Source organism: Micromonospora vinacea (genome assembly GCF_015751785.1).
GTDB classification, from domain to species: domain Bacteria; phylum Actinomycetota; class Actinomycetes; order Mycobacteriales; family Micromonosporaceae; genus Micromonospora; species Micromonospora vinacea.
The window spans coordinates 3,027,818-3,053,524 of record NZ_JADOTY010000001.1 but is presented as its reverse complement, the minus strand read 5'-3'; the positions used below and the strand labels follow the sequence as shown (position 1 = coordinate 3,053,524).

The window sequence follows — 25,707 nt, the reverse complement described above, 5'->3', positions numbered from 1 at the left end:
CGCCGAGCCCCAGGGCTTATGCACTGCCCTAGCAGCGCAGTGCCGACGATAGAACAGAGGATCACTCGCCCTGATTTCGCGACTCTGGAGGCTGTTCAAGGTTCTGCTGACGCTTCTTTTGTTCCGATTTTAGGCGATGCACTTCCTCAACAAACTCGGCCAACTGCTCCTCCTCCGAGGGGATGCGCTTGTACCTCCCGACACCAACTTCGACAGCCTCCCACTCTGCCTCAATCGCATCGGCGGTTTGCTGCAAGTAAAAGCTACGTTCTTTGTATTTGAAGTAACCCATGAAGCCGCTCGCAGTACCGACAAGGAAGGTGATACCGAGCACCGTCCAACGGTCCCACGTCATCTTCTCGGAGATTCCTGCGATTCCCGTCGCCGCCAGGGATCCAATAATTAGAAAGCCTTGAAAGATGTTGTTGACGAGCCTATATTGCCTACTCTCACTCCTCAGTTGATCGATATCGAAATAGGCGTCCTCCTTATATGCGACTCGGCGGACCTTTAGGTCGCCTTCCAGACTAGCCACCACGAGCTTCCGCTCGTCACGCAAGCGGGCCAATTTGAGCTCGAGGTCGCTTTCCGACGGACGAGGTGCACGAATTGAGGCACCCTTCGATACATACCCGCCGGGATACCGCTTGAGTAAGTAGGCCGCAACGCCGAACAGGATGGCAACAATGAATGCGGGCGTAAGGACGACCCTCTTCGTACTGCCAGTTAGCCAGGGCAGCCAATACAAGGCGTAGAGCACGACAAGCAGTACTGGACCGAAGGCCATTGATAGGTTCGACCATCGGTGGCGCATTCGCGCGTACTCTAGCTCATGCTCCGTCTGCCGAATAGCATGGTTCAGTACCAACACTTGCTCTTGCTGGCTAGGCGTAGGCAAGGAAGCTCCTTCTACCTCAAGAACCGGGAGTTATAACAATTACGCTTTGAGCCAGGCGAAAAATCCAGCCATTTGCCATGACCGTCAAGCCATGGCAATAGTTCACCAGACGCGCTGCCTCGTACTGCTCCATTTGAGACAGGTCGATGGAAGCGACTCGTCCCGCCTGAAGGATTTCAGCGATCTCAGCAGCACCGGTAGCGAAGTCGCCCGGTGTCACGCGTAAAGCCGCTTCCAAACGCACACCGGGAGCCGCATCGCGATCGACCCTATATGAATTTGCCCGTACCGCCGAATCCAAAGAGCGTTCTAGCTCTGAAGCATGATCTCGGCGGCACACACCGCGAAGATCTGCACTTCGCCCCCGAGTCACCACGGGACGAGCACCCAACCGATAAGCAGCAATGGCCAGCGCAGCCAGCGCGACAAACGCAATTAATTCGACAGACCGCTCTGTCACAGTGCCGAGCTCTCAATCGTTGGGATAATTCGAAAACACTTGATCCAATACAGAATCCAGGGAAGGCGCACGAGTGGTCCCAGCTCGTACCGACGGAAGAGTGACATCGAGCCATCAGATCCAGAGAGGAGAGGTTGTGTTGGGCTGATGTCCGGTCCCAGACTCACGCGCACTACCAGGTTGGGCGTTATGGCTCCGCACATCGAGCCAGCCCCGTGCCGTGGTCGCTACCCGAGTACAGGACAGGCCGCAGCGGTTGTCACAGATGACACTTCAGCAAGTGGCACCTCCCCTAACCCAACAAGCATCGGCCCAACCTCTCCAAAGAGGTGCTCGGGGAGATTACCGGCCAGAGCGCAGCAGCGGGAGTCCCATTGATCACTCCGTTCAGCCAAGCGAGCCGCCCGTCTTCGCTGCCCATTACCTAGGAAGTCGAAGCCAATGATTTAATGAGCTTCGACTGAGGAGTCGTTTGCGCAGGTAGCGACCTTGCCGCGCGGACTTCAAGGGCTGCAGCGCGCACCGGCTGGCCCAAGGCACCGGTTCCATCATGCTTGCACACCGATTTGCTCATCTGTCAGCGACCCGACACTTGGAATTCGACGCCTAGTCAGGGCAACGCGTCAGCGTCGCGACGATTAGATTGCGTGGATGACGGATCTTGAGCGGGGTGTCTACGAACACTTGATCACACGCGAGCTTGCCGACCGGCTCCAGCATGTCGATCCCGCCCTGATCCAACACCACAAACTCGACTCCGCCGACGCCCACCAAACCCTCGCCCGCCACATCGCCACCCTGGCTGCCCGAGCCCTCCAGTCCCTCCCCAGCGGCGATGACAAGCTTCACCACCAGATCGCAATGGCGAACCAGATCGCCGAAGCCATCGCGACCCTGAGCCCCAAGGCAGCGACCGATCAGGACCAGGTAATCGACGCGAAGCACCTGCTCCACGCCATCGCCGCCCCACCAACACCACCCGCGGAGCCCACCTTTCCGCAGCGCCCCACCACTCCCCTCTCCACTGGCGCGTTGCTGGTCAACGGCCGCCACCAGCCGCGCATCGGCCACGAGGTCAACCACGAGATGGCCTCCGCTGACCAGGTAGACCTGCTGTGCGCGTTCATCAAGTGGTACGGCCTCCGCATCGTCGAGCCAGCCATCCGCGAGCTGATTGCCCGAGGCGGCAAGGTCCGCGTCATCACCACCACCTACCTCGGGGCAACCGATCAGCGAGCGCTAGACCGGCTCGCCGAGCTGGGCGCCGAGATCAAGGTGTCGTACGAAACGAGGACCACCCGCCTGCACGCCAAGGCGTGGCTCTTCCGCCGCAACAACGGCACCACCACCGCGTACGTCGGCTCGTCGAACCTGTCGAAGACCGCGCTGGTGGACGGCGTGGAGTGGAACGTGCGCATCTCGAACATGGAGCAGCCGCACGTCATCGACACCTTCACGGCGACGTTCGAGGACTACTGGAACGATCCGGCGTTCGAGGCGTACGACGCGGCCCGGGACGCCGAACGGCTACGACAGGCGTTGAGCGGGGAGCGCCGCGACGATGCCCCGACCGCGATCTCGAATCTGGACGTGCGCCCGTACCCGTATCAGGCCGAGATCCTGGCCGACCTGGATGCCGAGCGCCTGGTGCACGGGCGCTGGCGCAACCTGGTGGTGATGGCGACCGGCACCGGCAAGACCGTGGTCGCCGCCCTCGACTACCGCCGGCTGCACAAGGCGAAACGAGCTGACTCGCTGCTCTTCGTCGCTCATCAGGAGCAGATCCTGCGGCAGAGCCTGTCCACGTTCCGGCAGGTCATGGGCGACGGTAGCTTCGGCGAGACGCTGGTCGCGGGCGAGAAGCCGAACGGTTGGAAGCACGTCTTCGCCTCCATTCAGTCCCTGCACCGCCGGGAGGTCGATCCCGAGGCGTACGACATGGTGATCGTGGACGAGTTCCACCACGCGGAAGCGCCGACGTACACGCGGCTGTTGGAGCGGCTGCGTCCCCGCGTACTCCTGGGCTTGACCGCGACCCCCGACCGGGCCGACGGCGGCGACGTGCGCCGGTGGTTCGACGGGCGCGCGGCCGTCGAGCTGCACCTGTGGGACGCGTTGGAGCGGCAGTTATTGGCGCCGTTCCAGTATTTCGGGCTGCACGACGACGTGGATCTGTCGCACGTCACCTGGAGGCGCGGGCAGGGCTACGACCCGACGCAGCTGAGCACCATTTACACCGGCAATGATGCTCGGGCGCGGACGGTGCTGCGGGCGGTCCGCGAGAAGGTGGACGTCGGGCGGATGCGCGCGCTCGGGTTCTGCGTCAGCATCGGGCACGCCGAGTTCATGGCCGCCTGGTTCAGAAAGCACGGTGTCGAGGCGGCGGCGGTGACCTCAAAGGCCGGCACCGATCGGGCCGCGCTGTTGCGGGACTTCAAGGCCGGCAAGCTGCGGGTGCTCTTCACCGTGGACCTGTTCAACGAGGGCGTCGACCTGCCGATGGTCGACACGATCCTGATGCTGCGGCCCACCGAGAGCGCAACGATCTTCCTGCAACAGCTCGGCCGTGGCCTGCGCCTGGACGACGACAAGCCCTGCCTCACGGTGCTCGACTTCATCGGTGGGCAGCACGCGAACTTCCGCTTCGACCTGCGGTGGCGTGCCCTGACCGGGGTCAGCCGGCGGGCGATCACCGAGGCGGTCCGCGACGACTTCCCGAGCCTGCCGAGCGGCTGCCACGTCGAACTGGACCGGGTGGCGAAGGAGGTAGTGCTCGCCAACCTGCGATCGGCGCTGCCCACCTCGAAGGCCGGGCTCGTCTCTGAGCTGCGGCAGCTCGGCGACGTCAGCCTGGCGACATTCCTGCGGGAGACCGGCCTGGAGATCGAGGACGTGTACCGATCGGCCAGCGTCGGCGGCTGGACCGGCCTGCGGCGGCTCGCCGGCATCGAGACGTCCACAACCGGCCCCGATGACCGTGAGTTGGGCCGGGCCATCGGTCGCATGCTGCACACCGACGACATCGACCGGCTAGAGCTGCTGACGAGGGTCGCGGCCGGACCGCCCGCGCCAGGCCAGCAGGTGTACGCGGGGAACGGCCGGCTGCTGGACATGCTGCACTTCAGCCTCTGGGGACCGAACGTCCCCCTCGCGACGCGGGACGAGCGGCTGGCGCGGCTGTGGAAGGAGCCGGCCCGCTGCGCCGAGTTGCGGCAGGTCGCCGAGGTGTTGCGGGACCGCATCCACCGGGTCACGCCGACCGCCGCGCCCGGTGCGGTGCCCCTGCGCGTGCACGCCCGGTACAGCCGCAACGAGGCATGCGCGGCCTTCGGGATGACCAACCCCGGGTCGCTGCGCGAGGGGGTGAAGTGGCTGCCCGACGCCCAGGCCGACCTCTTCTTCGTCACCCTGGTCAAGTCGGAGGCCCATTACTCCCCCACCACCATGTACGCCGACCGGGCCATCACCGACACCCTGTTCCAATGGGAGTCGCAGAGCACCACATCTGCGGCGTCGACGACCGGGCAGCGGTACACCTCGGGCGGCTCGACCGTGCACCTCTTCGTTCGGGAAACCCGCATCGCCGACCGCGACCTGGGCGCACCGCCGTACCTCTACGCCGGCACCATGACCTACGACTCGCACACCGGCGACCGACCCATGCGCGTCCTGTGGCAGCTCCGTCACGCCCTACCCGCCGACGTGTACGCCACCGCCCGGACCATCGCCGCTTAATGCTCCTCGCGGGCCTCGACCGTCTCGCAGCTCACGAGGCAGGGCTGAAACTTCCCTGACTCAAACGAGCTCGGACAGGAAGGCACCGACCGCAGCGGGGAACTGCGCCTGAGCATCGTGATGCACGACGTGACCTGCTGGCAGGTCGACGAGCCGAGCCTGGCCGCGGCGACGGGCGATCATCTCGCGAGCGTGATCGGCCGTCAGCTCGTCACTGCGTGTTCCGCGAATCAGAAGGGTAGGGCAGGACACCGCTGTCCAGTCCTTCCAGTGGTCACCGTTGAGCGCTTTCTGGGACGCCACAGTGTCATCGATCTCGAACGAGAAGCCCCAGCCGTCCTTCGATTGGCGGAAGGAGCACTCCAGATAGGGAGCCGCCCCGCCCAGGGCCGAGGCCAGTGCATCGCGGGATGGCGCGCGGCGAGGAAGGCTGGTGGTGAACGACCAGTCGCAGTCCACGACCGCGCCGATGTCCTCGACGATCAGCGCGGTGACCCGATCCGGGTGCCGGCTGGCGTACTGGTAGGCGTTCACCCCGCCCAGTGAGTGACCCAGCACCACGGCGGGGCCGACCTTCAGATGCTGGTGGAACGCGGCGACGTCGGCAACGTAATCGTCTCGCTCATAGCTTTCGGCACGGTCGGACTCTCCATGCCCACGCTGGTCGAGCGCGATCACCCGCCATTGCGGTGCCAACGCCTCAGCCAGCGACGCGAATGCCGACGCTTCGTTGTAGTGCCCGTGCAGAGCAAGGAGCGGGTTTCCCGGACCGCCAAAATCGAGATAGGAAAGACTCCGGCCGCCGACCGTGAAGAACTCCCGCATGACCTGGAATCCTAGATCAACAGCCATCGGCTGCCGCTAAGGTCGGCACGGTCCTGCCTGCCTCGAAGCGGAATGATCGCGCGTTAGGTTGAAGACCATGGAGCAGCGGATCAGCCTGATCACCCTCGGCGTCTCGGACGTAGCGCGCGCGAAGGCGTTCTACGAGCAGCTCGGCTGGCAGGGCCAGGAGGTCGAGGAGACGGTCTTCTTCCAGGCCGGCGGCCTGGCCCTCGTCCTGTGGGGCCGCGACAAGCTAGCCGACGACGCCGGCATCGAAGGGCCGGGCACCGGCGCGATGACCCTCGCTCAAAACGTCCGCTCCCGGGCAGAGGTCGACGAGGTCATCGCCACGGCGACCAAGGCTGGTGCCACGGTCACCAAGCCGGCCCGGGAGACCTTCTACGGCGGCTACGCCGGCTACTTCGCCGACCCGGACGGCCACCTCTGGGAGATCGCCTGGAACCCGGGCTTCACCCTCGCGGATGACGGCTCCCTCACCGTCCCCGACTTCAGCGCCATGAACTGAGGCGCAACGAACTGAGGCACCACGAACTGAGCCGCGCAGGGAAGAGGACGATGATCAGGGCGCCGGAGACGGGCAGAGCAGCGGGTCCAGCAACGGCAGTTGAAGAGGGTCCAGGCAGATCGCCAGCAGTCCCGGATCCGGCGAAGGTGTCGCCGTAACAGTCGGGGTCGGCGTCGGCGAGACCGACGCGACGGGCGGCGTCGGCAAGACTGACGCGGGCGGCTCCGTGGCGGGAACCGGACCAGGCGAACTGGCCGACGGGGTCGGGGCGACCGACGCCGCAGCGGTCGGCGGCAGGGCCACCGCGACAGCGGCTTCCGCCACTGTGGAGACAGCCGACGGCCGGGCAGTCGGGGCGTGCGGCGGGCTCCATACGGCACTGTCGGCCGAGCCGACCCGCGACCTGGGTGGCACCGGCCCGACGGGACCGATCGGAACGAGGACGGCGCCAGCCCTCGGCACCTCTATAGCGACGATCTCCGCCGTGGGAACCGGCCCGCGAGGACCCCACGCGCCAGGACCCAGAGCAGCCGGGCCGAGCGTCACGAACACCACTGCCGCGACGGCGGCAGCGCCGAGTGCCCGCCGGTCGGGCCGTACCGCCGTCAGCGGTGCGTCGTCGGGGTCCACCAACACAACGGGTGCAGGCCGGGCGGCCCGGTGCGCGGCCAGCAACCCGTCGACTTGCGCGATGACGGCAGCGCGATCGTCGGCAGCGGCGAGTGTGAGATAGAAGCGGAAGTTCACCACGGCACCCGCCGGGACCAGGAGGCCGGAAAGTCGTCCGCGGTCGGGCAGCAGGGTGACCGGAACACTGGGGTGGTGGGCCGGGCCGACCAGGTCGTCGTACCGCCACTCGCGCCGGTGTTCACCACCGTCGAAGGCCACCCGTCGGCTGGTCACCACGGCCATGCCGGTGTCGACGACACGCAGGCCCGCCGGCAGGGCCTCTGAAGAAGTCTCGGCGAAGGAACTGAAGCCGCCCGGCCTGGGCAGGCCGGGGATGTGTCGCGCCTCGGCCTCGACGAGCGTGGCGACGGGGAGGACGCGGAAGACGAGTTCGTCGTCGTCGAGCTCCACCGGTAGGCCGGTGCGGGGCTGCGTACACCCGAGGAAGCTGGCGGCTTCGATGCGGAGTCGGGCCAGGTGGTCGTCGCGGTGCCGCCAGGCGTCGGTGGCGTCGCGGTACGCGCGCTGCCGGCGCTCGTTCTCGCGCTCGGCCCAGGCGATCCGCCAGGGGGCGCAGGCCACAGAGGTCACGGTCACACGCGGTACAACCGCTCACGTACGTGACAGGCAACGCGACCGGGATCGATGCATCCCGTTGCGCCCGAAAGGAGAGATTTGACGGACGCCGAAGCGGGCGCTGCCGGGCTAGCCTGCGCTTGCCCCCCAGCCGAGGAGTTTCCTGGTGCTCGATGACATGGGCGTGCTGCGTGACGCGGTACGCGACTATCGCCTGGCGGCGACGGCCGCCGGCCTCGACTGGCCGGACTACGGCGAGTCGCCGGCCGGGCAGCCACCGGAGGTGGTCTACCGGATCTTCGGCGTGGAGCGTGTCGCCGAGCAGTTGACCTGGTTGCAGGCGCAGCCATGGCCCGACCGGCAGGTGTTGCCCGACGTGGGGTGGCGGATGCCATGGCCGGAGGACGAGGACGCCCTGCACTATCTGGGTTTGTCGATCGGCACGCCGTTCCCCTGGCGGCACCAACTGCCCCTGTTCTTCTTCGATGTCGTCCTCTACACGTTCGTGCTGGCCGGCGAGCACGAGGGTGAGATCTGGCGCTACGAGATCTCACCCGACGCGTGGGACTCGGTGCGTGCCGCCACCAGCCTGGCCACGCTCTTCGATCAGTGGACCAGGGGAATCGTCGCCGGGGTGGTCGTCTACGACGAGCAGAGCAAGTGGCTCCTGGTCCGCGACCTGGGCTCCGCTCCCGATCTCGACCCGCTGGCCTTCCCGATCGCCCCGGTGGAGGAGACGCTGCTGCGAGCGCGGCAGCGCGAATGCGGGGTCGACATGGCCATCGTCGAGGACGGCTTCACGTACACCGAGGAGTTGTCCGACGCCATCGACGCCGCCAAGGCGTCGCTGCGGCGTTGACGCAGGTGATCAGCCGGCCCGCCGCCGGTACGGCTGCGGGCCGTGGGTCGGAAACCGCGACTGGGTACGCGGTGGGTACGCCTCGCAGTGCTCGGCCCAGTGTTCGGCGGCGGTGGCCAGGGCGTCCGCGGAGACGGTGAGGATCAGCGGGTAGATCGCTGTGGACGGGCGGCGCATCCACGGTGGCAATGACTCGGCGGAGAACTCCACGATCAGCTCCAGCCTGCGGCGGCGTAGTACCCGGCTGCGCACTGCCAGGTTGGGTTCGGTGAACCGGACCATCGCCGGTGGCGCGCTCAGCCCGAGGGCGGCGGTGGCCTGCCCGTGCAGCCAGCCGCCGAGTGCGCGGGCCTCCTCCACCATGAGGCTCGGGTAGTGGTGTGACCAGGTCTGGCCGTCGGCGGTGCGGGCGTCCACCTCGATGAGCAGCCAGTCGTGCCAGCCGGGCGCTGCCGCGTCGAGGTCGTCGGGCGGGTCGACGCCGGGCTGGTAGCCGACGGGGCGTATCCGCACCCGGGCGCCATCGTCAGACCGGATCTCCACTCGATCATTCTGGCCGAGCGAAGCGGACTTCAGACCCCGAATCGGTCACTTCGTGATGGTCCGCCGCACGCCCTGGTGGGTGGCGCAGGCCTTGGACCCGCCGCCGGCCAGGCTCACCGAACCGTCGCGGCACTGCACGAGGTAACCGCGACCGGCCCAGAACTGCGGTACGCAGTCGAACCAGTCGCACACCTCGGCGGCCGGCTTGCGGATCCGGGTGCCGCCACAGAAGCCGTACCCCAGCGGGTTCTCCGGTGCCCCGCAGCGCGGGCCCTGGGTGGTGCTGGGCGACGGGCGTGGTGACTTGGTCGGCTTGGGCGGCGGGCTCTTCAGCGCGAGCGCCGGGCCGGCGGGGCGGATCAGCGCCGGTGCCACGCTGGTGGTGGGCGCCGGGGTGGCGGCGACGGCGACCTCCGCCCCACCGGTCGGGTCGGACGGGTCCGACTCGATCAACGCCGCCGGCACCAGCAGCGCGATGGCAGCCGCCACAGCGATGGTCCTGCGGCCACCAGGCACGAACGATGACAGCCGGGCCTGCCCGGGGGTGGCCGCTGCCGGCCGGAACGGCTTGAGCTGGGCGTGCTCGTCGATCAGCTCGTCGAGTTGGGCGATCACCGCGGCGCGCTGTTCGATCGCGTCGGCGAAGGCCAGCGTGAGCTTGAACCGGAAGTCCGGCGCGGCGTCGGTGGGCAGCAACAACCCGGAGGTACGCCGCCGGTCCAGCACCTGGATCAGGGTGACCGGCGCCGCCTGGTCGTGGGCCAGGCCGGTTATTCGGCCGTACGCCCAGTCGCGCCGACCCCGCCCGCCGAGCAGCACGAGTCGACGGCTGGTGATCACGGCCATGCCGGCGTCGGTGACGCGTACGCCGTCGGGGCGGCGCGGGCGCAGCGGCCCGGTTCGGGCGACAGTGAGGTCGGGTGCTGGCAGCACTGTGGTGTGCCGTACCTCGACCAGTTGCGCGGCGGGTAGTGCCCAGAGCACCACCTCGTCGGCGGCCAACTCCAACGCCAGACCGGCGCCGGCGGCCGCCGAGCCCTGGAAGTCGGCGGCGAGGGCGCGTAGCCGCCGCAACTCGTCGTCGCGTCGCCGCCACGCCGCCTCGGCGCCGCGGTACGTGCTGACCCGCCGCACGTTCTGCCGGTGCGCCCACCGGTACCGCCAAGTGGAACCCGTCGAATCAGTCTTTGCCACGCCGACTCCTTCGCCGCGCTGGCCACCAATCTGGGTGTCACGAGGTTTAACAGGTGCGGCGCGGCGCCCGGACACGCCGAAACGGGCGAAGTACCCGATCGGCGGACCAACTAGCACGATAGGGCGATACGCTTGCGTCGATTCACGTTTCCTGAGGGGGGTGGCGGTCGTGCCGGCAGTCACGCTGCCCGGGGTCGTGATCGGGGTCGACATCGGCACCACCAGCACGAAGGCCGTCGCGTACGACACCGACGGTCGGCAGCTCGGCAGTCACCTGGTCGGCTACCCGCTGAACAACCCGCAACCCGGCTACGCCGAGCAGGACCCGCAGCTCATCCTCGAAGCGGTGTTCAAGTCGATCAGCATGGTCGTGGCCGAGCTGGTCCAGCCGGTGGCCGGGCTGTCGTTCGGCTCTGCCATGCACAGCCTGATCGGGCTGGACCCTGACGGCAATCCGCTCACCCCGTCGGTGACCTGGGCCGACTCGCGGTCGACGCGGCAGGCCGAGCGGTTGCGGGCGGTGCCGTCGGGGCTGGCGCTGCACCGGCGCACCGGCACGCCGATGCATCCGATGTCGCCGCTGCCCAAGCTGCTCTGGTTCGCCGAGCAGGAGCCGAAACTCTTCGAGCGGGTGGCGCACTGGGTGGGCATCAAGGACTGGGTGTTGCTGCGGATCTGCGGCACGCTGGTCACCGACCATTCGATCGCCTCGGCCACCGGCCTGCTCGACATCCACACGCTGGAGTGGGACAGCGAGGCGCTGGGCATCGCCGGCATCACGCAGGAAAAGCTTCCACAACTGGTCGCCACCACGGCCGTGCTGCCCAACCTCACCCCGCAGGCCGCGGCCGAGACCGGCCTGCCGGAGCGCACCCCGGTGGTGGTCGGCGCGGGCGACGGACCGCTGGCGAACCTGGGCCTGGGCGCCGTGCACCCCGGCATGGTGGCCTGCTCGATCGGCACCAGCGGCGCGATGCGGGTGATGGTCGAGCGGCCCGGGGTGGACCCGCTCGGTGGGGTGTTCTGCTACGCGCTGACCGAGCATCGCTGGGCGGTCGGTGGCGCGATCAACAACGGCGGCATCGTGCTCAAGTGGGCCGGCGCGGCGCTCGCCCCGGATCTGGGTGAGCACGCCGAGGAGGACCTTGTCGCCCTGGCGGCCCGCGCGCCGGTGGGCTCGGGCGGGCTCATCATGCTGCCGTACCTGCACAGCGAACGGGCACCACACTGGAGCGCCCTGCCGCGCGGCGCGTACGTGGGGTTGACCCACGCACACCGCCGCGAGCATCTGGTGCGGGCGGCGCTGGAGGGCGTCTGCCAGCAGCTCGCGCTGGTGCTCAGTTCGGTGCGCGCGGCCGGCAACGAGGTTCGGGAGGTCCGGGCCGGTGGCGGTTTCGCCCGCAGCGGCCTGTGGCGGCAGATGCTGGCCGACGCCCTCGGTCTGCCGGTGAGTTTCCCAGCCGCGCACGAGGGGTCGAGCTTCGGCGCGGCGCTGCTCGGCATGGAGGCGCTCGGGCTGATCCCCAGCATCGACGTCGCGGCCGACCTGGTGCGGATCGAGGAGACGGTCCGCCCGGACCCGGCCGCCGCCGCCACCTACGCGGCGCTGCTGCCGCTCTTCGCCGAGCTGTACGAGGCCCTCACGCCCGCCTTCGCCTCGATCCGCCGGATGGCGCCCGGCCTGCCCACCGGCCCCTTGCCACCGACCTGAGCGGCGGGGTCAGGGTGCCTCGACGCCGGCGATCAGGTAGCGCTGCACGTCGGCGTCGAGGATGGCCGCTTCCTGCGCGTCGTCCGGCCCGGAGCCACGGAACGCGGCCAGCTGCTCCGCGGACTCCCAGCGCTCGTAGACGTGGATCCGGTCGGGCTCCAACGGGTCGGCCGCCAGCAGGAAGTCGAGGCAGCCGGCGGTGGCGCGCGCCCGCGCGATGACCTGCTGGCAGTCGGACAGGTAGGCGTCGCGGGTTTCCGGTTCGACGCGCAAGCTGCCTGCGATGATCAACATGGTGGGCCTCCAGGAGTCGAGGTTGCTGATGAGCATGATGCCTGTGAGTCATCGTGATGTCTCTGTGTCATCACGCTCGTCAGGACATCGCCGCCCAGACGGGTGACACCGGTCCCGCCGGCCTCACCCGCCACCAGCGCTCCATATCGTGCAAACGTGAGAAAAAGCGACAAGAGGCGCTCATCTTCCCTGCTCGGGAACTCTGCCCGCGTACCCCTGAAGTGGCTGTCGGCGGCGGTCGCGCTCGCGGTGGTCGCGACGACCGGGCCGGCCACCGCGGACGGTCCGGGACGCGAGCCCGCCGCGGAAAGCCACGAGCCCGGGGTGGAACCGACGCCGGAGCGCCCGCCGACCAGCGAGGTGTCCTGGCTGTCGTTTCCCGGCGGGGTGTTCGCGGTGGACTCGCTCGGGCACACGGTGCGCTACCGCGCCTGCGACGGCGACACCGGTCGGGTCGCCGACCCGACCATGCGGGTCGCCGCCGGGGTGGCCAGCGGGGCGGTCGTCGTCGGAGGGACCGCCTACCGCTACCGGGTGCCGCTGATCGGGCGCAGCGAGGGCACGCTGGAGGTGATCCAGCGGAACCGCCCGCCAGCGACGCTGACCGGCGTGGTGGTCACCAGCCCGCAGCCGCCCACCGACCCGGTCGCCGGGGCCCGACTGTTCCCGCTCAGCGGGCAGCTCGCCCGGGTGGTCGCCGACGCGAGCCTCAACCCGGCCGGGGTCACCGTCCGCGACCTGTCCGGCCGCTACGGCGACCAGCAGATCGCCGTCAACGGCTCGCTGCGCCCCAAGGCGGCCAGCGTCATCAAACTGTGGATCCTCGTCGAGCTGCTGCGCCGGGTTGACTGTGGACAGGTGTTTCTCGACGACGGGGTGCTGGTCACCCCGGAGGACGTGGTCGGCGGCACCGGCCAGTTGCAGTTCGAGACGTTCCCGCAGGTGGTCACGCTGCGCCGGCTCGCCCAGTACCTGATCAAGTACAGCGACAACGTGGCCGCGAACGTGCTGATCACCTACCTGGGTGGGTTCGCCCCGGTCAACGCGCTGATCGACTCGATGAACCAACGCTCCACCATCCTGGCCCGCCGGATGCTCGACAGTGCTGCGGCGCAACGCGGCGAGGAGAACTACACGAGCCCGGACGACGTGGTGTCAGTGCTCGGCGCGGTCTGGGACGGCGAGATCCTCACCCCCGCCTCCCGCGACCTGATGATCGGGTTCATGCGGGAACAGACCCTGAACACGAAGATCCCGGCGGCGTTGCCACCCGGTGTGCCGGTGGCCCACAAGACCGGTGACCTGCCGGACGCCTCACACGACGTCGGTTACTACCTGATCCCCGGCACCGAGACCGCCGTCGCGTTCCTCACCGCCGGACCCATGGCCACCGGCGACGAGACGGTCCGGCGGATGGCCCGCACCGTCTACGACTTCCTGGTCACCCCGGCCGAGGGGGCGGTCGAGGAGTGAACCGACGTCACGCGCCGGGAATGTTCGCCGGCGGGTCCTCGCCGACCAGGTCAGCCGCCGGCGGGTCCGCCGACACCGACAACCCGAAGTCCGAGTACGTGAGGTCGAGCTGGGCGGTCTGCGACTGCTCGCTGGCCAACTCGATGCGGTAGCGGACCAGCCGACCCTGCTCGTCCACGGCCGCGGTGAACGGCACCGCCCCGGCCCGGTCACCGAGCACGTTACCGACCCCGCTGCCCAGCACCGCGCCGCTCTGACGCAGGTCCAGCGTGCCCGCGTACTCCCGCTCCGCGGTCTGCCGCACCCCAGCCGGCGCGCCCAGCGTGCTGGCCAGCCGGGTGTTGTCCAGGCCCTGCTTGGCCGCCGGGTCACCCGGGGCGCCGACGTGCCACCAGGTCTTGCCGTCCCAGACCGGGACGCGGCGGTCCGGGGCGCTGACCCGCACATACACGTCGGGTCCGGTGGTCAACCGCTCGATCTTCACCACACCGGTGGGCACCTTCAACGAGGTGGTCTCCAGACCACGCTTCGCCTTCGGGTCCCACAGCAGCACCGTGGCGTCCCCGTCCGCGCCGCCGGTGCCCACTGTCAGCTTGTACGGCTGCTCGTCGGCCTTCGCGGCGGCGGCCTTCAGCACCCCGACCGGGTCGGTACTCGCCGACGCCGCCGGACGACCCGCATCCGGTTCGTCGTCGCCGGCGGCGACCAGCGCCCACGCCCCGGCACCGACCGCCACCACGAGCACGGCGACAGCGGCGATCAGCTTCGGTTTCTGCACTGTCATCTCCCCGGGCGGTGCGGTCCGGCCAGAGTAGCCGGACCGCACCCCGTCACGCCCGGCTGATCGCGTTGGCGTGGATCGCCTCGTGCAGATAGGCGGCCAGCCCCGGGGCGATGTTCTCGAAGTACGCGGTGAACCGCTCGTCGGCCAGGTACATGTCGGCCAACCCGGTCTGCACCTCGTACGAGCACTCGTAGAACCAGCGGCTGATGAGCTGCCGGTGCTCCTCGGCCAGGTCCATCGCCTCCGTGCTGTCGGCCGGGGCGCCCGAGGCCATCAGCGCGACGATCCGCCGGCCCCAGTCCTCGTTCTCCGCCTTGATCCGCAGCCAGTCGTCCTTGGTGTAGCGGGAGGCCCGCCGGTTCGACTCCCGGTACGCGTCGGTGCCGCCCCACCGCTGCTCCGCCTCGGCCTCGTGCTCTTCCGGGCTGAAGTCGCCGAAGACCTCGAACCGCTCCTCCGGCGTGAGTTGGATGTTCAACTTGCTCGCCTCCATCGCGAACTCGATCGCCGCGACCATCTCCTGCAACCGCTTGAGCCGTACCGTCAGCAGTTCGTGCTGCCGGCGCAGGTGCGCGGCCGGATCGGCCGCCGGGTCGTCGATGATCGCGGTGATCTCCTCAAGCGGGAAACCAAGCTCCCGGTAGTACAGGACGAGTTGCAGCCGTTGCAGGTCCGCGTCGTCGTAGCGGCGGTAACCGGCCGAGGTGCGCCCGCTGGGCGAGAGCAACCCGATCTCGTCGTAGTGGTGCAGCGTCCGCACCGTCACGCCGGCGACCTTCGCCACCTGACCCACCGTGTACGCCATGGTCCCCCTCCCTTCCGGGAACCAGGCTCCTGCCTGCCGTTACGTGAGAGTCAACTCCGATTCTGGCCCACCATGGCGGGGGCGTCCGGCCGCCCGTACAGATAGCCCTGGCCCCGCGGGCAGCCGATCGCGGTGACCGCCTCGTGCTGACGCTCGGTCTCCACCCCCTCGGCGACCACCGCCAGGTCGAACGCGCCGGCCAGGCGGGTGACCATCTCCACAGTGGCGTACGCCCGGTCGTCGGTGCCCAGCCGGGCCACGAACGACCTGTCGATCTTCAGCTCGGTGGCCGGGATGCGGTGCAGGTAGCTCAGCGACGAGTAGCCGGTGCCGAAGTCGTCGATGGCGATCCGGATGCCCAGCTCCCGGAGCTGGTGCAGCCGCTCCAGCACCGCCTCGGTGCCCTCGATCAGCGCGGACTCGGTCAACTCCAGGGTCAACGCCCGTGGTGCCAACCCGGCGGCGCTGGTGGCAGCTGTGACAGTGGCGATCAGGTCCGGCCGACGCAGGTGCGCGGCAGCGATGTTCACAGCGACTGTCGCCTCCGGCACCCGGCCCCGCCAGGTCGCGGCGGCCCGGCACGCCTCGTGGATCACCCAGCGGTCGATCGGCAGGATCAGCCCGGTCTCCTCGGCCAGCGGCAGGAACTTCGCCGGTGGCAACATCCCCAGCCGGGGGTGCCGCCAGCGCACCAGCGCCTCGGCGCTGCGCACCGCGCCGGTGGTCAGGTCGACGATGGGTTGGAACTCCAGGTGCAGCTGGTCCTCGTCGACCGCCCGGCGCAGGTCGGCGATCAACTCGGCGCGGGAGACTGCCGACTCGCGCAGCGCGGGTGTGCACGTCCGGTACGCGGACTTCCCGGCGGCCTTGGCCGCGTACATGGCGATGTCGGCGTCGCGCAGCAGGTCGCTGTGGGAGGCGTGCTGCGGGCCGTACTCGGCGATGCCGATGCTCGCCGACGGGTGCACCCCGACGTCCTCCTCGTCGTCGGAGGGCCGCAACGCGTCCAACAGCCGCTCGGCGAGGCGTTCGGGTGACACCGGCCGGTCGCCGTCGACAAGCACCGCGAACTCGTCACCGCCGAGCCGGGCGATGGTGCCGTCGCCGTTCACGGCAGTGTGCATCCGGGCCGCGAGCCCGGTCAGCAGGGTGTCACCGGTGGCATGCCCGAACCGGTCGTTGACCTGCTTGAACCCGTCCAGGTCGAGCAGCAGCACGGCCACCGGTCGCCCGTCACGCAGGGCCAGGCGCAACCGCCGGTTGAACAACAGCCGGTTGGGCAGCCCGGTGAGCTGGTCGCCGTACGCGAGCCGGCGCAGCCGCGCCACCAACCGGAGGTTCTCGTTGGCGGCCAACCCCTGCCGGACGGCGAGGGCCGCCAGCAACACCATCATGGTCACGAACACCAGCTGCGGGGTCTGCCCGGTGGGCCGACGGGCCAGCACCACCGCGATGATCGCCCCACCCACCGGCAGGTACGGCAACGCCACCCGCCACCAGGGCGGCAGCGGTGACTCGGCGGTGTCGTCGGTGCCGTCGCAGTCCGGTGGTGGCGGGTTCCGGGTGGCCAGGCCGATCAGCAGGTAACTCAACGGCCAGCACAGGTCGATCGGGTGACCGGCCGCGTAGTCGGCGCGGGCGACAAGCGACACGTAGACGACGTCGGCGACGACCCGCAGGGTGAGGCTCGCCGCGAGGACGGTCATCGGCCGCCACATCGGCCGGGCTGGGCCGGAAACCGCGACCAGGATGGTGAGCTGCATCAGGTCGAACATCGGGAAGAGCAGCCCCAGCGTGCGCGCCGGGTCGGCCAGCTCGGCGGCGGCGACCCCACGGAAGACCAGCACCCACCCGATCGGCACCAGGGCCAGGGCGACAATCACCCCGTCCAGCAACGTACGGGCCCGCCCGACAGCGGTCCGTGGCGCGGACGGCGAGCTGAGCAGCGCGGCCGTGCCGGTGAGGATGCCGGCGGTGAAGACCACCCCGACCACCGGCGTGTGCGGCAGGTCACCGCCGACGAGCCGCTGCACCGTCCAGACCGCCCGGCCGATCGCGGCGAGGGCCATGGTGACGGCGAGCAGCGTCCAGAACCGGCGCAGCGGCGCGGGATGCCGACGGGCCACCCCGACGCACGCGAACATCGCCCAACCGGCGACCAGCATCGCGCCCACGTCGCTGACCAGCGCGGCACCGGGCAACGCCGCGACCAGCCAACCCGCCTCCAACAGGATCACCGCAGCCGCGACGAACGCACCGGCGGGGCTGAGCGTCCCCACAGCCTGCTTGCCGTCCTGTCGGGACACGGTCGCTCCGGCTCTTTCGTCGTGCGTGCACCCTCGGCGGCGCCGGTCCACGGCAAACCCCGAAAGCCTAACCAGCGCCCAGAGACGCCGCCAGAGCCGAACGTGCACCCCGCTGCGCTCGGTGCGGCCCCTGCGCGCTGAGCGTCCTCGCGCGTTCGGTCAGCGGCCGGCGGATCGGTTCCAGGGTGAGCGGGGCAGCGCGGTGCCGGCCATCGGACGACGTGCGCGGCGGCGTCTGCGCCGGCCAGGGGTGCAGGGCGGGCGGGCAACGGTGTGCACGGCCACGTCGGCCGAGAACGTCGGTCGGCCGATCAGCCAGCAGAGGAAGCGTTCCATCGTCGGATCAGCCGACCGGGAGGCGCTCGGCGTCGGACTTGGAGATCTCGTACTCGGCCCCGCAGAACGTGCACTGCTGCGCGTACCGGGTGCGGATCGGAACGAGAGGAATGAAGAAGAGTGTGAATTTCGTCGAGCGGCGGGTGATCACCTGCGCGGCCTGGTTGCCGCAGTGGCGGCAGACCTGCTGCACGACACCGGACCGGTCGACCTTGGTACGCAGACCAAAGATGAAGAACATCGCCCGCCAGTACCCACTCGACAGCGAAAAGTCACCAGATCCTGCCATCGGATCCCCCGGACCCGCCCCGACACACACAAGATCGTGCTCGATCCAGGATGTAGTGGTCTCCGCGGTGAACGAGGCCACTACATCCCTGATCGAGCACGATCAAGCGAACCGATCAAGGCGAAACCCTCAGTTGGACGGCGCGGGCTCCAGGCCGGGGATCTCCTCGGAGAGCCAGATCGGCTGCCAGTTCGGCACCTCGTGGAAGCGGCGCAGCTCGAACAGCCCGGCAACCGAGCCACTCCAGGCCCCGTACGGGGGGTTGGCCTGGTCGAAGCCGCTCTGCACGAAGGTCAGCGTGGTCCGGCCACCGGACTCGGCCAGCTCCCAGTTCGTCACGCCGGTCGGTCCCCAGTCGACGGACAACCGCCGGCCGGGCTCCAGGTCGACGATCTTGGCGGCGTAGCCGTTCTCGAAGCCGCCCATGGCGTACCGGCCGCCGACCCAGGGCTCGATGCCGATCGGGTAGCCGAACCAGGCGGTGGCCTGCTCGGAGTTGGTCAGCGACTCCCACACCTTGTCGGCGGGGGCGGCGATGACAAGTTCGCCGCGCAGGTCGGCGGAGGTGAAGTCGGTGCGGGGCAGCAGCGGCTTGCCCTCCAGGTGGGCGGCCAGGTTGGCGATGGACAGCGCCCAGAACGTCTGGAGCACCCCCCGGATGCTGGAGCCGCTCATCGCCTCGGCGAAGTCGAAGTGGCTCTGGGTCAGCGTGAGCACTGTGCTGTCGGTGCCCTCGGCGGTCAACTGGAGTTCGGTGGTGGTCTCCACCCCGTCGAGCAGCCAGCTGAAGCGCAGCGTGTCGTCGTCGGCGTGCAGCAGCCGCTGGTGCGGCGCGTCGCCCTCGGGCGTGTAGCGGCCCCAGAACTCGTACCGCTGAGGCAGCTCGACCTCGGCGTGCTCGGCCAGCCAGACACGCAGCTCGGCCGGGTCGGTCAGGGCCTGGCGGACGCGCCCGACCGGCGCGGAGAGACGGGCCTGGACCTTCATCGGCTCACTCATTGTCGTTCCCTTTCGGATAGCAGGCGACGGCCAGCTTGAAGGCATCTCCTTCGCTGCCGCCGTAGCGGGTGAACAGGTCCTGAAGTGCGGTTTGCAGGTCGTGCAGGAACTGCTGGCGCTGCTCGGCGGGCACCCGGATCTCGCCGGAGACCCCGATCGAGGGCAGCTCGGGTGCCGCCCGGTCCAGGCCGGCGATGTCGGCCTGGACCTCCTCCATCAGGTCGAGCAGGTAGCCGAGGCTCAGCTCGTCGCGGGCCCGGCGCAGGCCGATTCGGCCGACGAGCCGCGGGGAGAGCCAGTAGGACCGGGCGGCGGCCTGGTAGATGCCTTCGGTGATGCCGCGGACCTTGCGTTCGTTGACCAGCTCGACGAGGCCAGCCGCGACGAGCTGCTTGACGTGGTAGTAGACGCGCTGTGGCGTCTGGTCGAGTCGGGCCGCCACCTCGGTGCAGGTGCGCGGCTCGGCCAGTTGCCGCAGCACCTCGACGCGCTGCGGCTTGAGCAGGACTTCGGCCTGCTCGATCTGCTCCAGGTACAGGACGTCTCTCATGGCAAAATCAGTTTGTACGTACAAAACTTCTTTGTCAATCGCTTCGCGAGAAGCCGCGCCGACTTTTTTCGACGCGGCTTCAGGCGACGGTCAGCAGGTGATCAGGGCAACCAGTCCGGTCGCAGCGGGTAGCCACTCACACCGTTCGGGCCGTTGTGGGTGGCCAACACCTGGTGCAGCTGGATGCCGTTGCGTTCGAACGCCATCCGCGACCCGGCCATGTAGAGCCCCCACACCCGGGCGGTGCCCGCACCCACCTCCGAGACGCAGAAGTCCCAGTGCTCGACCAGGTTGCGGCACCAGGCGGCCAGCGTCAGCGCGTAGTGCTGGCGCAGGTTCTCCTCGTGCTGCACCTCGAACCCGGCGTCGTGCACCTCACTGATCAACCGGCCCGGACCGGCCAGCTCACCGTCCGGGAAGACGTACCTGTCGATGAACGCCCCGGAGCGGTGCGGCGCCCGGTTGTCCGCCCGGGTGATGCAGTGGTTCAGCAGCCGCCCGCCCTGCCGTAGCCGGCTGCGCAGCGCCCCGAAGTAGGCCGGGTAGTTGCGCACCCCGATGTGCTCGGTCAACCCGATCGAGGAGATGGCGTCGAACTGCTCGGCCGGTGCGTCCCGGTAATCCAGGTGCCGCACCTCCGCCAACTCGGTCAACCCCTCCCGCTCGATCGCGGCCTGCGCCCACTGCGCCTGCGCCTTCGACAGGGTCACCCCGAGCGCCTTGACGCCGTACTCGCGGGCGGCGTGGCGCACCATGCCACCCCAGCCGCACCCGACATCGAGCAGCCGCATCCCCTTCTTCAGCGCCAGCTTTCCGGCGACCAGGTCGTACTTCGCCGCCTGGGCCTGCTCCAACGTGTCGTCCGGAGAACGGAAGACCGCGCAGGTGTACGTCATCGACGGGCCGAGCACCTTCTCGTAGAAGGCGTTGGAGACGTCGTAGTGGTGCGAGATGGCCGCGCCGTCACGCACCCGCGAGTGCCGCAGCCCGTTCATCACCCGCTTCCAGCGCGGCTGCGCCTCCTGCGGCGGTGCCGGCGGCGGCATCAGCCGCTCCCAGCCCAGCCCACGGACCAGCGCCAACCCCTCGGCCAGCGACGGTGGGCGTAACCGCAGCTCGTCCTTGAGCACCCGCAACGCCTCGTACGGGTCACCCGGGTGCACGCCCTGCAACGCCAGGTCACCGCTGACGTACGCCCGGGCCATGCCCAGGTCGCCGGGTGCGGTGAGCAGGTACGACAACCCACGCTCGGATTGGATCGCCAGGGTGATGCCGGCGTCGGACGGGCCGACGGCGCTGCCGTCGTACCCGGTGATCCGCACCGGCAACGGCCCCGTGGTGACCGCGCGGACGACATCCGCGACGGTCGGACCCGTGTGCCGGCCCCCCGCCGGCGGGGTGGCGGGGACGCTCGCCGCCCCCTGATCTCTGTCGGTCAGGCTCATGCTCGTGCTACCGCCTTTTCGTACAGTCCCGTCAGCCGGTGGTCCGGGTCGTAGCGGTCTTTCACCGCGCGCCACGTGTCGCCGCCGTACAGGCGATCGAAGGCGTCCCGGTCGTAGTACGCATCGGAGTAGAGCGACTTGTGCCCGCCCGACTCCGACACCCTGCGTTCGATCGTGCGGTTGACGTCGCCGTCGGCGGCGCCCGGCGCGATCGGCACGCTCCCCCAGAACCCAATGTTGACGTAGTCCTCCCCCGGCCGGAGCGGATATAACGGCCAGGACCGCGCCGAGCCGGGCCCCGCCGGCTCACGCAGCCGCAACGGGCACAGCCACACCGGGTTCATTCCCACCGCGCCGGCGAACCAGCGCAGAAAGTCGGCCGTCCGGTCCAGCGGGATCTCCACGTCCTGCACGACCCGCTCGCGGGCCGGTTGCCCGCGCAGCCGGTCGATCCGGGCCGCCACCTGGTGGCGGTGCTCCAACCGGACCAGTCGGTGGTAGAAGTCGCTGCGCCGGTAACGCGCCGGCCAGAGCCTGCGCACGACCGGGTGCTGGGCGCCGAAAGCCGACGAGCACCAGAACCAGTCGGTGTCCCAGCGCCACAGATAGTCGTACGCGGTGAGCACGTCACGGGTGCGCCGTCGCAGCGACCGGTAGTAGATCCCCTGACCCGTGTAGTCGCTGGGCGGGCCGGCCCCGTCGGTGAACGTGGCGAAGACCAGGTACGCCTCGCCGGGGCTGAACATCACCCCGTCCATCGCGTCCACCGGCTCGCCGGCCCAGGACCGGGTGGCGGTCACCTCGGCGATCGCGTCGGTGAGCGCCTCCAGTTGGGTGAACCGGACGTTGCGCAACGCCACGTACCGGCCGACCGGTTGCAGCTCGATCCGCAACCGGGTGGCGTAACCGAGGCTGCCCAGCGAGTTGGGAAACGCGGTGAACAGGTCGGCGTGCTCGCCGTCGGGTCGGGCGGTGACGATCTCGCCGGAGCCGGTGAGCACGTCCAGCTCCCGGACCGACTCGTGCGGCAGGCCGTTACGGAACGAGGTCGACTCGATCCCGAGGCCGGTCACCGCGCCGCCCAGCGTGATGGTGCGCAACTGCGGCACCACCAGCGGCATCAGCCCGTGCGGCAGCGTCGCGTCGACCAGGTCCTCGTAGGTGCACATGCCCTGCACGTCGGCGGTACGGCCGGCCGGGTCGACCGACAGCACGCCGTTCAGGCCACTCACGTCGAGCCCCGGGGTCCGGGGAGCGGACCGGGGGCGGAACAGGTTGGAGGTGCGTTTGGCCAGCCGGACAGGCTCGCCCGTGGGCACCGCGGCGTACGACCGCCGCAGCGTGTCCACCGCTTGATCATGGTCAATCGGTTGATCCACACGCTCAGCGCGCATGTGATCACCTTACGCTCGCCGTTTGGAAACCGTGGGATGTCGGCGCTGGCAGTTTCCCGTCCGGTGGCAGGCCCGACGGCTACCGTGGCGGGCATGCCATCGCCAGCGATCACCGCCCTGGACGCCGCCAAACTGCCGTATCGGCTGGTCAGCCACGGTGCGGTCGGCAGTCTCGCGGAGGCCGCCGCCGTCCGGGGCGTGGCCGTCCCCGACGTGGTCAAGACGATAGTGGTCCGCCGAAGTGAAGACGATCACCTGTTCGTGCTCACCCCCGGCGACCGGGTCATCTCCTGGCCCAAGCTGCGCGCCCTGCTCGGGGTGCACCGTCTCTCCATGCCGGACGCGGCGGGCGCCCTGGCCGCCACCGGCTACGAACGCGGCACCATCACCCCGTTCGGCGCGAGCACTGCCTGGCCGGTGGTCGCCGACGAGCGACTGCGCGGCCGGGAGATCACCCTGGGTGCCGGCGAGCGAGGCCTCGCCATCGCGATCGACGCCGACACCGCGATCGCCGCCCTCGACGCCACGGTGGCCGACGTCACCGACCCGCAGCCCACCCGCTGAGCGGCAGCACCAACCACTGCCAACGTCGGTGGCCCGGCCTAGTCTTGGTTCCATGCCGAAAGCCGTCTGGAAAGACCTGGTCGTCGCCGAGAGCGACGACACCGTGCTGGTGGAGGGCAACCACTACTTCCCCCGGTCGGCGCTGCGCGACGACCTGATCCAGGAGTCCGCGACCCACACCGTCTGCCCGTGGAAGGGCACCGCCTCGTACTACACCCTCACGCACGAAGGCAACACCAGCGAGGACGCCGTCTGGTACTACCCGGAGCCCAAGCCGGACGCCGAGATGGTGCGCGACCGGGTGGCGTTCTGGAAGGACGTCCGGGTCGTCGACTGACCGCCGGGCTGGCTCCGGCGCGACGTCGTGGGTGAGGATGACGCGTATGTCCGCGCCCGAGGAACGCTCCGACCCCGCCGGCACCGTCTACGGCGGTCACCGGGCGCCGCGCTCCGGGCCGCTGGCCGACCCGTTGCTGCGGGTCGCGGTGGCGGTCGGGGTCGTCGGCGTACTCCTGGGGGTCGTCTTCGCCACCGGGCTGTTCGACGGTGACGACGAGCCGGCCGTGCCGGCGTCGGTCGGCACGCCGTCCAGCCCGGCCCAGCCCAGCGACCCGGCCGGCGAGCCGAGCCCGACCGTACCGGCCGAGCCGTCACCGACCCCGTCGGCCAGCACGCCGGCCGCCCCGCCCACCGGACCCCGGGTGCTGCGCGCCGGCTCGGGCCTCTGCCTGGGGCTCGACGGTGACGGTGAGAAGGCCGAGGCCGAGTTGGCAGTGTGCACCGGCGCCCCGGAGCAGCAGTGGGTGGTCAGCCCGGTCGGCGCGGACGTCGTGTCGTTGACCAACGCCAAGTACGGGCAGTGCCTCGACGTCGAGGGTGGCAGTCGGGACGACGGCGCGCGGTTGCAGCAGTTCCCCTGCCACGGCGAGGCCAACCAGCGGTGGCGACTCGCGGCGACCGGCACCGGCCCGGTGCTGCTCGTCGCCGCGCACAGCGGCAGGTGCGCCCAGGCCGACGACGACGCCGTCGAGGCCGGCGAGGACATCCGGCAGCGGCAGTGCGACGGCCGGCCCGCCCAGCAGTGGACAGTGAGCTGACCGGCCGACGCGTCGCGGTTCAACCCCGGAAGCTCCACGCCCTGGGCGCGGTCGCGGCGACCAGCACGGCCTCCGGGACTCCTCGGCCCGGTCGTCGGCGCAGCAGCAACGACAGCCCGGCCGCGCCGATCGACAGCGCGCCCGCCACGTACCAGGCCATCGCGTAGTCACCCAGCCGGTCCCGGACCAGCCCCGCCCCGGTAGCGGCGACCGCCGCGCCGAGTTGGTGCGCGGCGAACACCCAGCCGAACACCACCGCTCCGGCGCCACCGAAGTACTCCCGGCACAGCGCCACTGTCGGTGGCACGGTGGCCACCCAGTCCAGGCCGTAGAAGACGATGAACACCAGCATGCTCGGCTCGGCGGTGCCGGAGAAGAGGCTCGGCAGCACCAGCAGGGACAACCCGCGCAGCGCGTAGTACATGCCGAGCAGCAGGCGGCTGTCCACCCGGTCGGTGAGCCAGCCGGAGGCGATCGTGCCGACGATGTCGAAGAGCCCCACCAGGGCGAGCAACCCGGCCGCCGTGGTCTGGGCCATGCCGTGGTCGTGCGCGGCCGGCACGAAGTGCGTACCGACGAGGCCGTTCGTGGTCGCCCCACAGATCGCGAACCCTCCGGCCAGCAGCCAGAACGGTCGGGTCCGGGCCGCGGTGGCCAGCGCGCCGAGCGCCCGGGTCGCGGCGCCGCCGGTCGCCGGCGGCGCCGCGACGACAGCGGTCGCCCCGTAGGCGGGCAGGCCAAGATCCGCCGGGTGCTCGCGCAGCAGCCACACCACGAGGGGTACGACCGCCAGCGCCGCCGCGGCCACCACGAGCGCGGCGGTACGCCAGCCGTGGTCGCGTACCAGGATGGCGATCAGTGGCAGGAACACCAGTTGGCCGGCCGCCCCGCCGGCGGTGAGCACTCCGGTGACCAGGCCCCGTCGGTGGACGAACCACCGTCCGGTGACGGTGGCCACGAACGCCAGGGCCATCGAGCCGGTGCCCAGCCCCACCAGCACACCCCAGCAGAGCAGAAGCTGCCAACTGGCGGTCATGAAGACCGTCAGCCCGCTGCCCGCGGCGACCAGCAGCAGTGCCACCGAGACCACCCGGCGGATGCCGAACCGGTCCATCAGGGCGGCCGCGAACGGCGCGGTGAGCCCGTAGAGCAGCAGGTTGACCGAGACGGCCGCGGAGATCGTGGCCAGCGGCCAGCCGAACTCCTCGTGCAGCGGGTGCAGCAGCACCGACGGGGTGGCGCGGAAGCCGGCAGCGCCGACCAGCGCCACGAAGGCGACGGCGGCGACCAGCCAGGCGGGATGCAGACGGCGGTTCTTGGTCACGGGACAAGTCTGAGGTGGCCCACTCACCTCGACGAGTGGCCGGAAAGCCAT

The 25,707-nt window shown here is 69.8% G+C and carries 24 protein-coding genes; 8 read left to right on the top strand and 16 right to left on the bottom strand.

The window, feature by feature from the left end; all coding sequences use genetic code 11:
- Positions 1-61 precede the first annotated feature (61 nt).
- On the bottom strand, positions 62-760 hold the full coding sequence (locus IW249_RS14650) for an SLATT domain-containing protein (protein WP_307788591.1): 699 nt from the start codon (positions 758-760) through the stop codon (positions 62-64).
- Positions 761-914: 154 nt separating this feature from the next.
- On the bottom strand, positions 915-1,358 hold the full coding sequence (locus IW249_RS35005) for a cell division protein SepF (protein ID WP_196921266.1): 444 nt from the start codon (positions 1,356-1,358) through the stop codon (positions 915-917).
- A gap of 651 nt (positions 1,359-2,009) precedes the next feature.
- On the opposite strand from IW249_RS35005, the gene IW249_RS14640 reads away from it, so the two are divergent.
- Complete coding sequence (locus IW249_RS14640) at positions 2,010-5,093, top strand: DEAD/DEAH box helicase (RefSeq protein ID WP_196921265.1); 3,084 nt, start codon at positions 2,010-2,012, stop codon at positions 5,091-5,093.
- Between the two features lie 60 nt (positions 5,094-5,153).
- Here IW249_RS14640 and IW249_RS14635 read toward each other — a convergent pair whose 3' ends face one another.
- On the bottom strand, positions 5,154-5,918 hold the full coding sequence (locus IW249_RS14635) for an alpha/beta fold hydrolase (RefSeq protein WP_196921264.1): 765 nt from the start codon (positions 5,916-5,918) through the stop codon (positions 5,154-5,156).
- A gap of 97 nt (positions 5,919-6,015) precedes the next feature.
- On the opposite strand from IW249_RS14635, the gene IW249_RS14630 reads away from it, so the two are divergent.
- Positions 6,016-6,444, top strand: coding sequence for a VOC family protein (locus tag IW249_RS14630; RefSeq protein WP_196921263.1), 429 nt, complete (start codon positions 6,016-6,018; stop codon positions 6,442-6,444).
- Between the two features lie 54 nt (positions 6,445-6,498).
- On the opposite strand, the gene IW249_RS14625 is transcribed toward IW249_RS14630, so the two are convergent.
- Positions 6,499-7,704, bottom strand: coding sequence for a hypothetical protein (locus tag IW249_RS14625; protein WP_196921262.1), 1,206 nt, complete (start codon positions 7,702-7,704; stop codon positions 6,499-6,501).
- 151 nt (positions 7,705-7,855) lie between these two features.
- On the opposite strand from IW249_RS14625, the gene IW249_RS14620 reads away from it, so the two are divergent.
- Positions 7,856-8,548: a hypothetical protein gene (locus tag IW249_RS14620; protein WP_196921261.1), complete on the top strand. Its 693-nt coding sequence runs from the start codon at positions 7,856-7,858 to the stop codon at positions 8,546-8,548.
- A gap of 9 nt (positions 8,549-8,557) precedes the next feature.
- On the opposite strand, the gene IW249_RS14615 is transcribed toward IW249_RS14620, so the two are convergent.
- On the bottom strand, positions 8,558-9,091 hold the full coding sequence (locus IW249_RS14615; protein WP_196921260.1) for a WapI family immunity protein: 534 nt from the start codon (positions 9,089-9,091) through the stop codon (positions 8,558-8,560).
- Between the two features lie 45 nt (positions 9,092-9,136).
- A complete protein-coding gene (locus IW249_RS14610; RefSeq protein ID WP_196921259.1) occupies positions 9,137-10,285 on the bottom strand; it encodes a hypothetical protein in 1,149 nt (382 codons plus the stop codon).
- Between the two features lie 169 nt (positions 10,286-10,454).
- Between IW249_RS14610 and IW249_RS14605 the strand changes: the two genes are divergently transcribed.
- Entirely contained in the window at positions 10,455-11,996 is a 1,542-nt protein-coding gene (locus tag IW249_RS14605) for a gluconokinase (protein ID WP_196921258.1), read from the top strand.
- A 9-nt stretch (positions 11,997-12,005) separates the two neighbouring features.
- Here the strand turns inward: IW249_RS14605 and IW249_RS14600 are convergent, their stop codons facing one another.
- Positions 12,006-12,290 carry a putative quinol monooxygenase gene (locus tag IW249_RS14600; protein ID WP_196921257.1) on the bottom strand — a complete coding sequence of 95 codons (285 nt, stop codon included), beginning with the start codon at positions 12,288-12,290 and terminating at the stop codon, positions 12,006-12,008.
- A 156-nt stretch (positions 12,291-12,446) separates the two neighbouring features.
- Between IW249_RS14600 and IW249_RS14595 the strand changes: the two genes are divergently transcribed.
- Entirely contained in the window at positions 12,447-13,763 is a 1,317-nt protein-coding gene (locus IW249_RS14595; protein ID WP_196921256.1) for a serine hydrolase, read from the top strand.
- A 7-nt stretch (positions 13,764-13,770) separates the two neighbouring features.
- Here IW249_RS14595 and IW249_RS14590 read toward each other — a convergent pair whose 3' ends face one another.
- The 8 genes from IW249_RS14590 to IW249_RS14555 form a co-directional block, all read right to left on the bottom strand.
- On the bottom strand, positions 13,771-14,541 hold the full coding sequence (locus IW249_RS14590; RefSeq protein ID WP_196921255.1) for a hypothetical protein: 771 nt from the start codon (positions 14,539-14,541) through the stop codon (positions 13,771-13,773).
- 52 nt (positions 14,542-14,593) lie between these two features.
- Positions 14,594-15,352, bottom strand: coding sequence for a MerR family transcriptional regulator (locus IW249_RS14585; RefSeq protein WP_196921254.1), 759 nt, complete (start codon positions 15,350-15,352; stop codon positions 14,594-14,596).
- A 50-nt stretch (positions 15,353-15,402) separates the two neighbouring features.
- A complete protein-coding gene (locus tag IW249_RS14580; RefSeq protein WP_307788590.1) occupies positions 15,403-17,658 on the bottom strand; it encodes a putative bifunctional diguanylate cyclase/phosphodiesterase in 2,256 nt (751 codons plus the stop codon).
- Positions 17,659-18,001: 343 nt separating this feature from the next.
- The gene (locus IW249_RS14575; protein ID WP_196921253.1) at positions 18,002-18,235 is read right to left on the bottom strand and encodes a zinc-ribbon domain-containing protein; all 234 of its coding nucleotides are present in this window, start codon (positions 18,233-18,235) and stop codon (positions 18,002-18,004) included.
- 177 nt (positions 18,236-18,412) lie between these two features.
- Positions 18,413-19,282 (bottom strand): SRPBCC family protein, encoded by an 870-nt coding sequence (locus IW249_RS14570; protein ID WP_196921252.1) that lies wholly within the window; start codon positions 19,280-19,282, stop codon positions 18,413-18,415.
- Positions 19,275-19,832, bottom strand: coding sequence for a winged helix-turn-helix domain-containing protein (locus tag IW249_RS14565; protein ID WP_030490876.1), 558 nt, complete (start codon positions 19,830-19,832; stop codon positions 19,275-19,277). The genes IW249_RS14570 and IW249_RS14565 overlap by 8 nt, the downstream gene beginning before the upstream one ends.
- Positions 19,833-19,933: 101 nt before the next feature.
- Complete coding sequence (locus IW249_RS14560) at positions 19,934-21,277, bottom strand: class I SAM-dependent methyltransferase (protein ID WP_196921251.1); 1,344 nt, start codon at positions 21,275-21,277, stop codon at positions 19,934-19,936.
- Entirely contained in the window at positions 21,274-22,671 is a 1,398-nt protein-coding gene (locus tag IW249_RS14555) for an FAD-binding oxidoreductase (protein WP_196921250.1), read from the bottom strand. Before IW249_RS14555 ends, IW249_RS14560 begins: the two co-directional genes overlap by 4 nt.
- Positions 22,672-22,764: 93 nt before the next feature.
- Between IW249_RS14555 and IW249_RS14550 the strand changes: the two genes are divergently transcribed.
- The 3 genes from IW249_RS14550 to IW249_RS14540 are packed head-to-tail and all read left to right on the top strand — an operon-like array spanning position 22,765 to position 24,332.
- Positions 22,765-23,235, top strand: coding sequence for an aminoacyl-tRNA deacylase (locus IW249_RS14550; protein WP_196921249.1), 471 nt, complete (start codon positions 22,765-22,767; stop codon positions 23,233-23,235).
- Between the two features lie 52 nt (positions 23,236-23,287).
- On the top strand, positions 23,288-23,572 hold the full coding sequence (locus IW249_RS14545) for a DUF427 domain-containing protein (protein WP_196921248.1): 285 nt from the start codon (positions 23,288-23,290) through the stop codon (positions 23,570-23,572).
- A 46-nt stretch (positions 23,573-23,618) separates the two neighbouring features.
- Entirely contained in the window at positions 23,619-24,332 is a 714-nt protein-coding gene (locus IW249_RS14540) for an RICIN domain-containing protein (protein ID WP_196921247.1), read from the top strand.
- Between the two features lie 19 nt (positions 24,333-24,351).
- Here IW249_RS14540 and IW249_RS14535 read toward each other — a convergent pair whose 3' ends face one another.
- The gene (locus tag IW249_RS14535) at positions 24,352-25,707 is read right to left on the bottom strand and encodes an MFS transporter (protein WP_231392532.1); all 1,356 of its coding nucleotides are present in this window, start codon (positions 25,705-25,707) and stop codon (positions 24,352-24,354) included.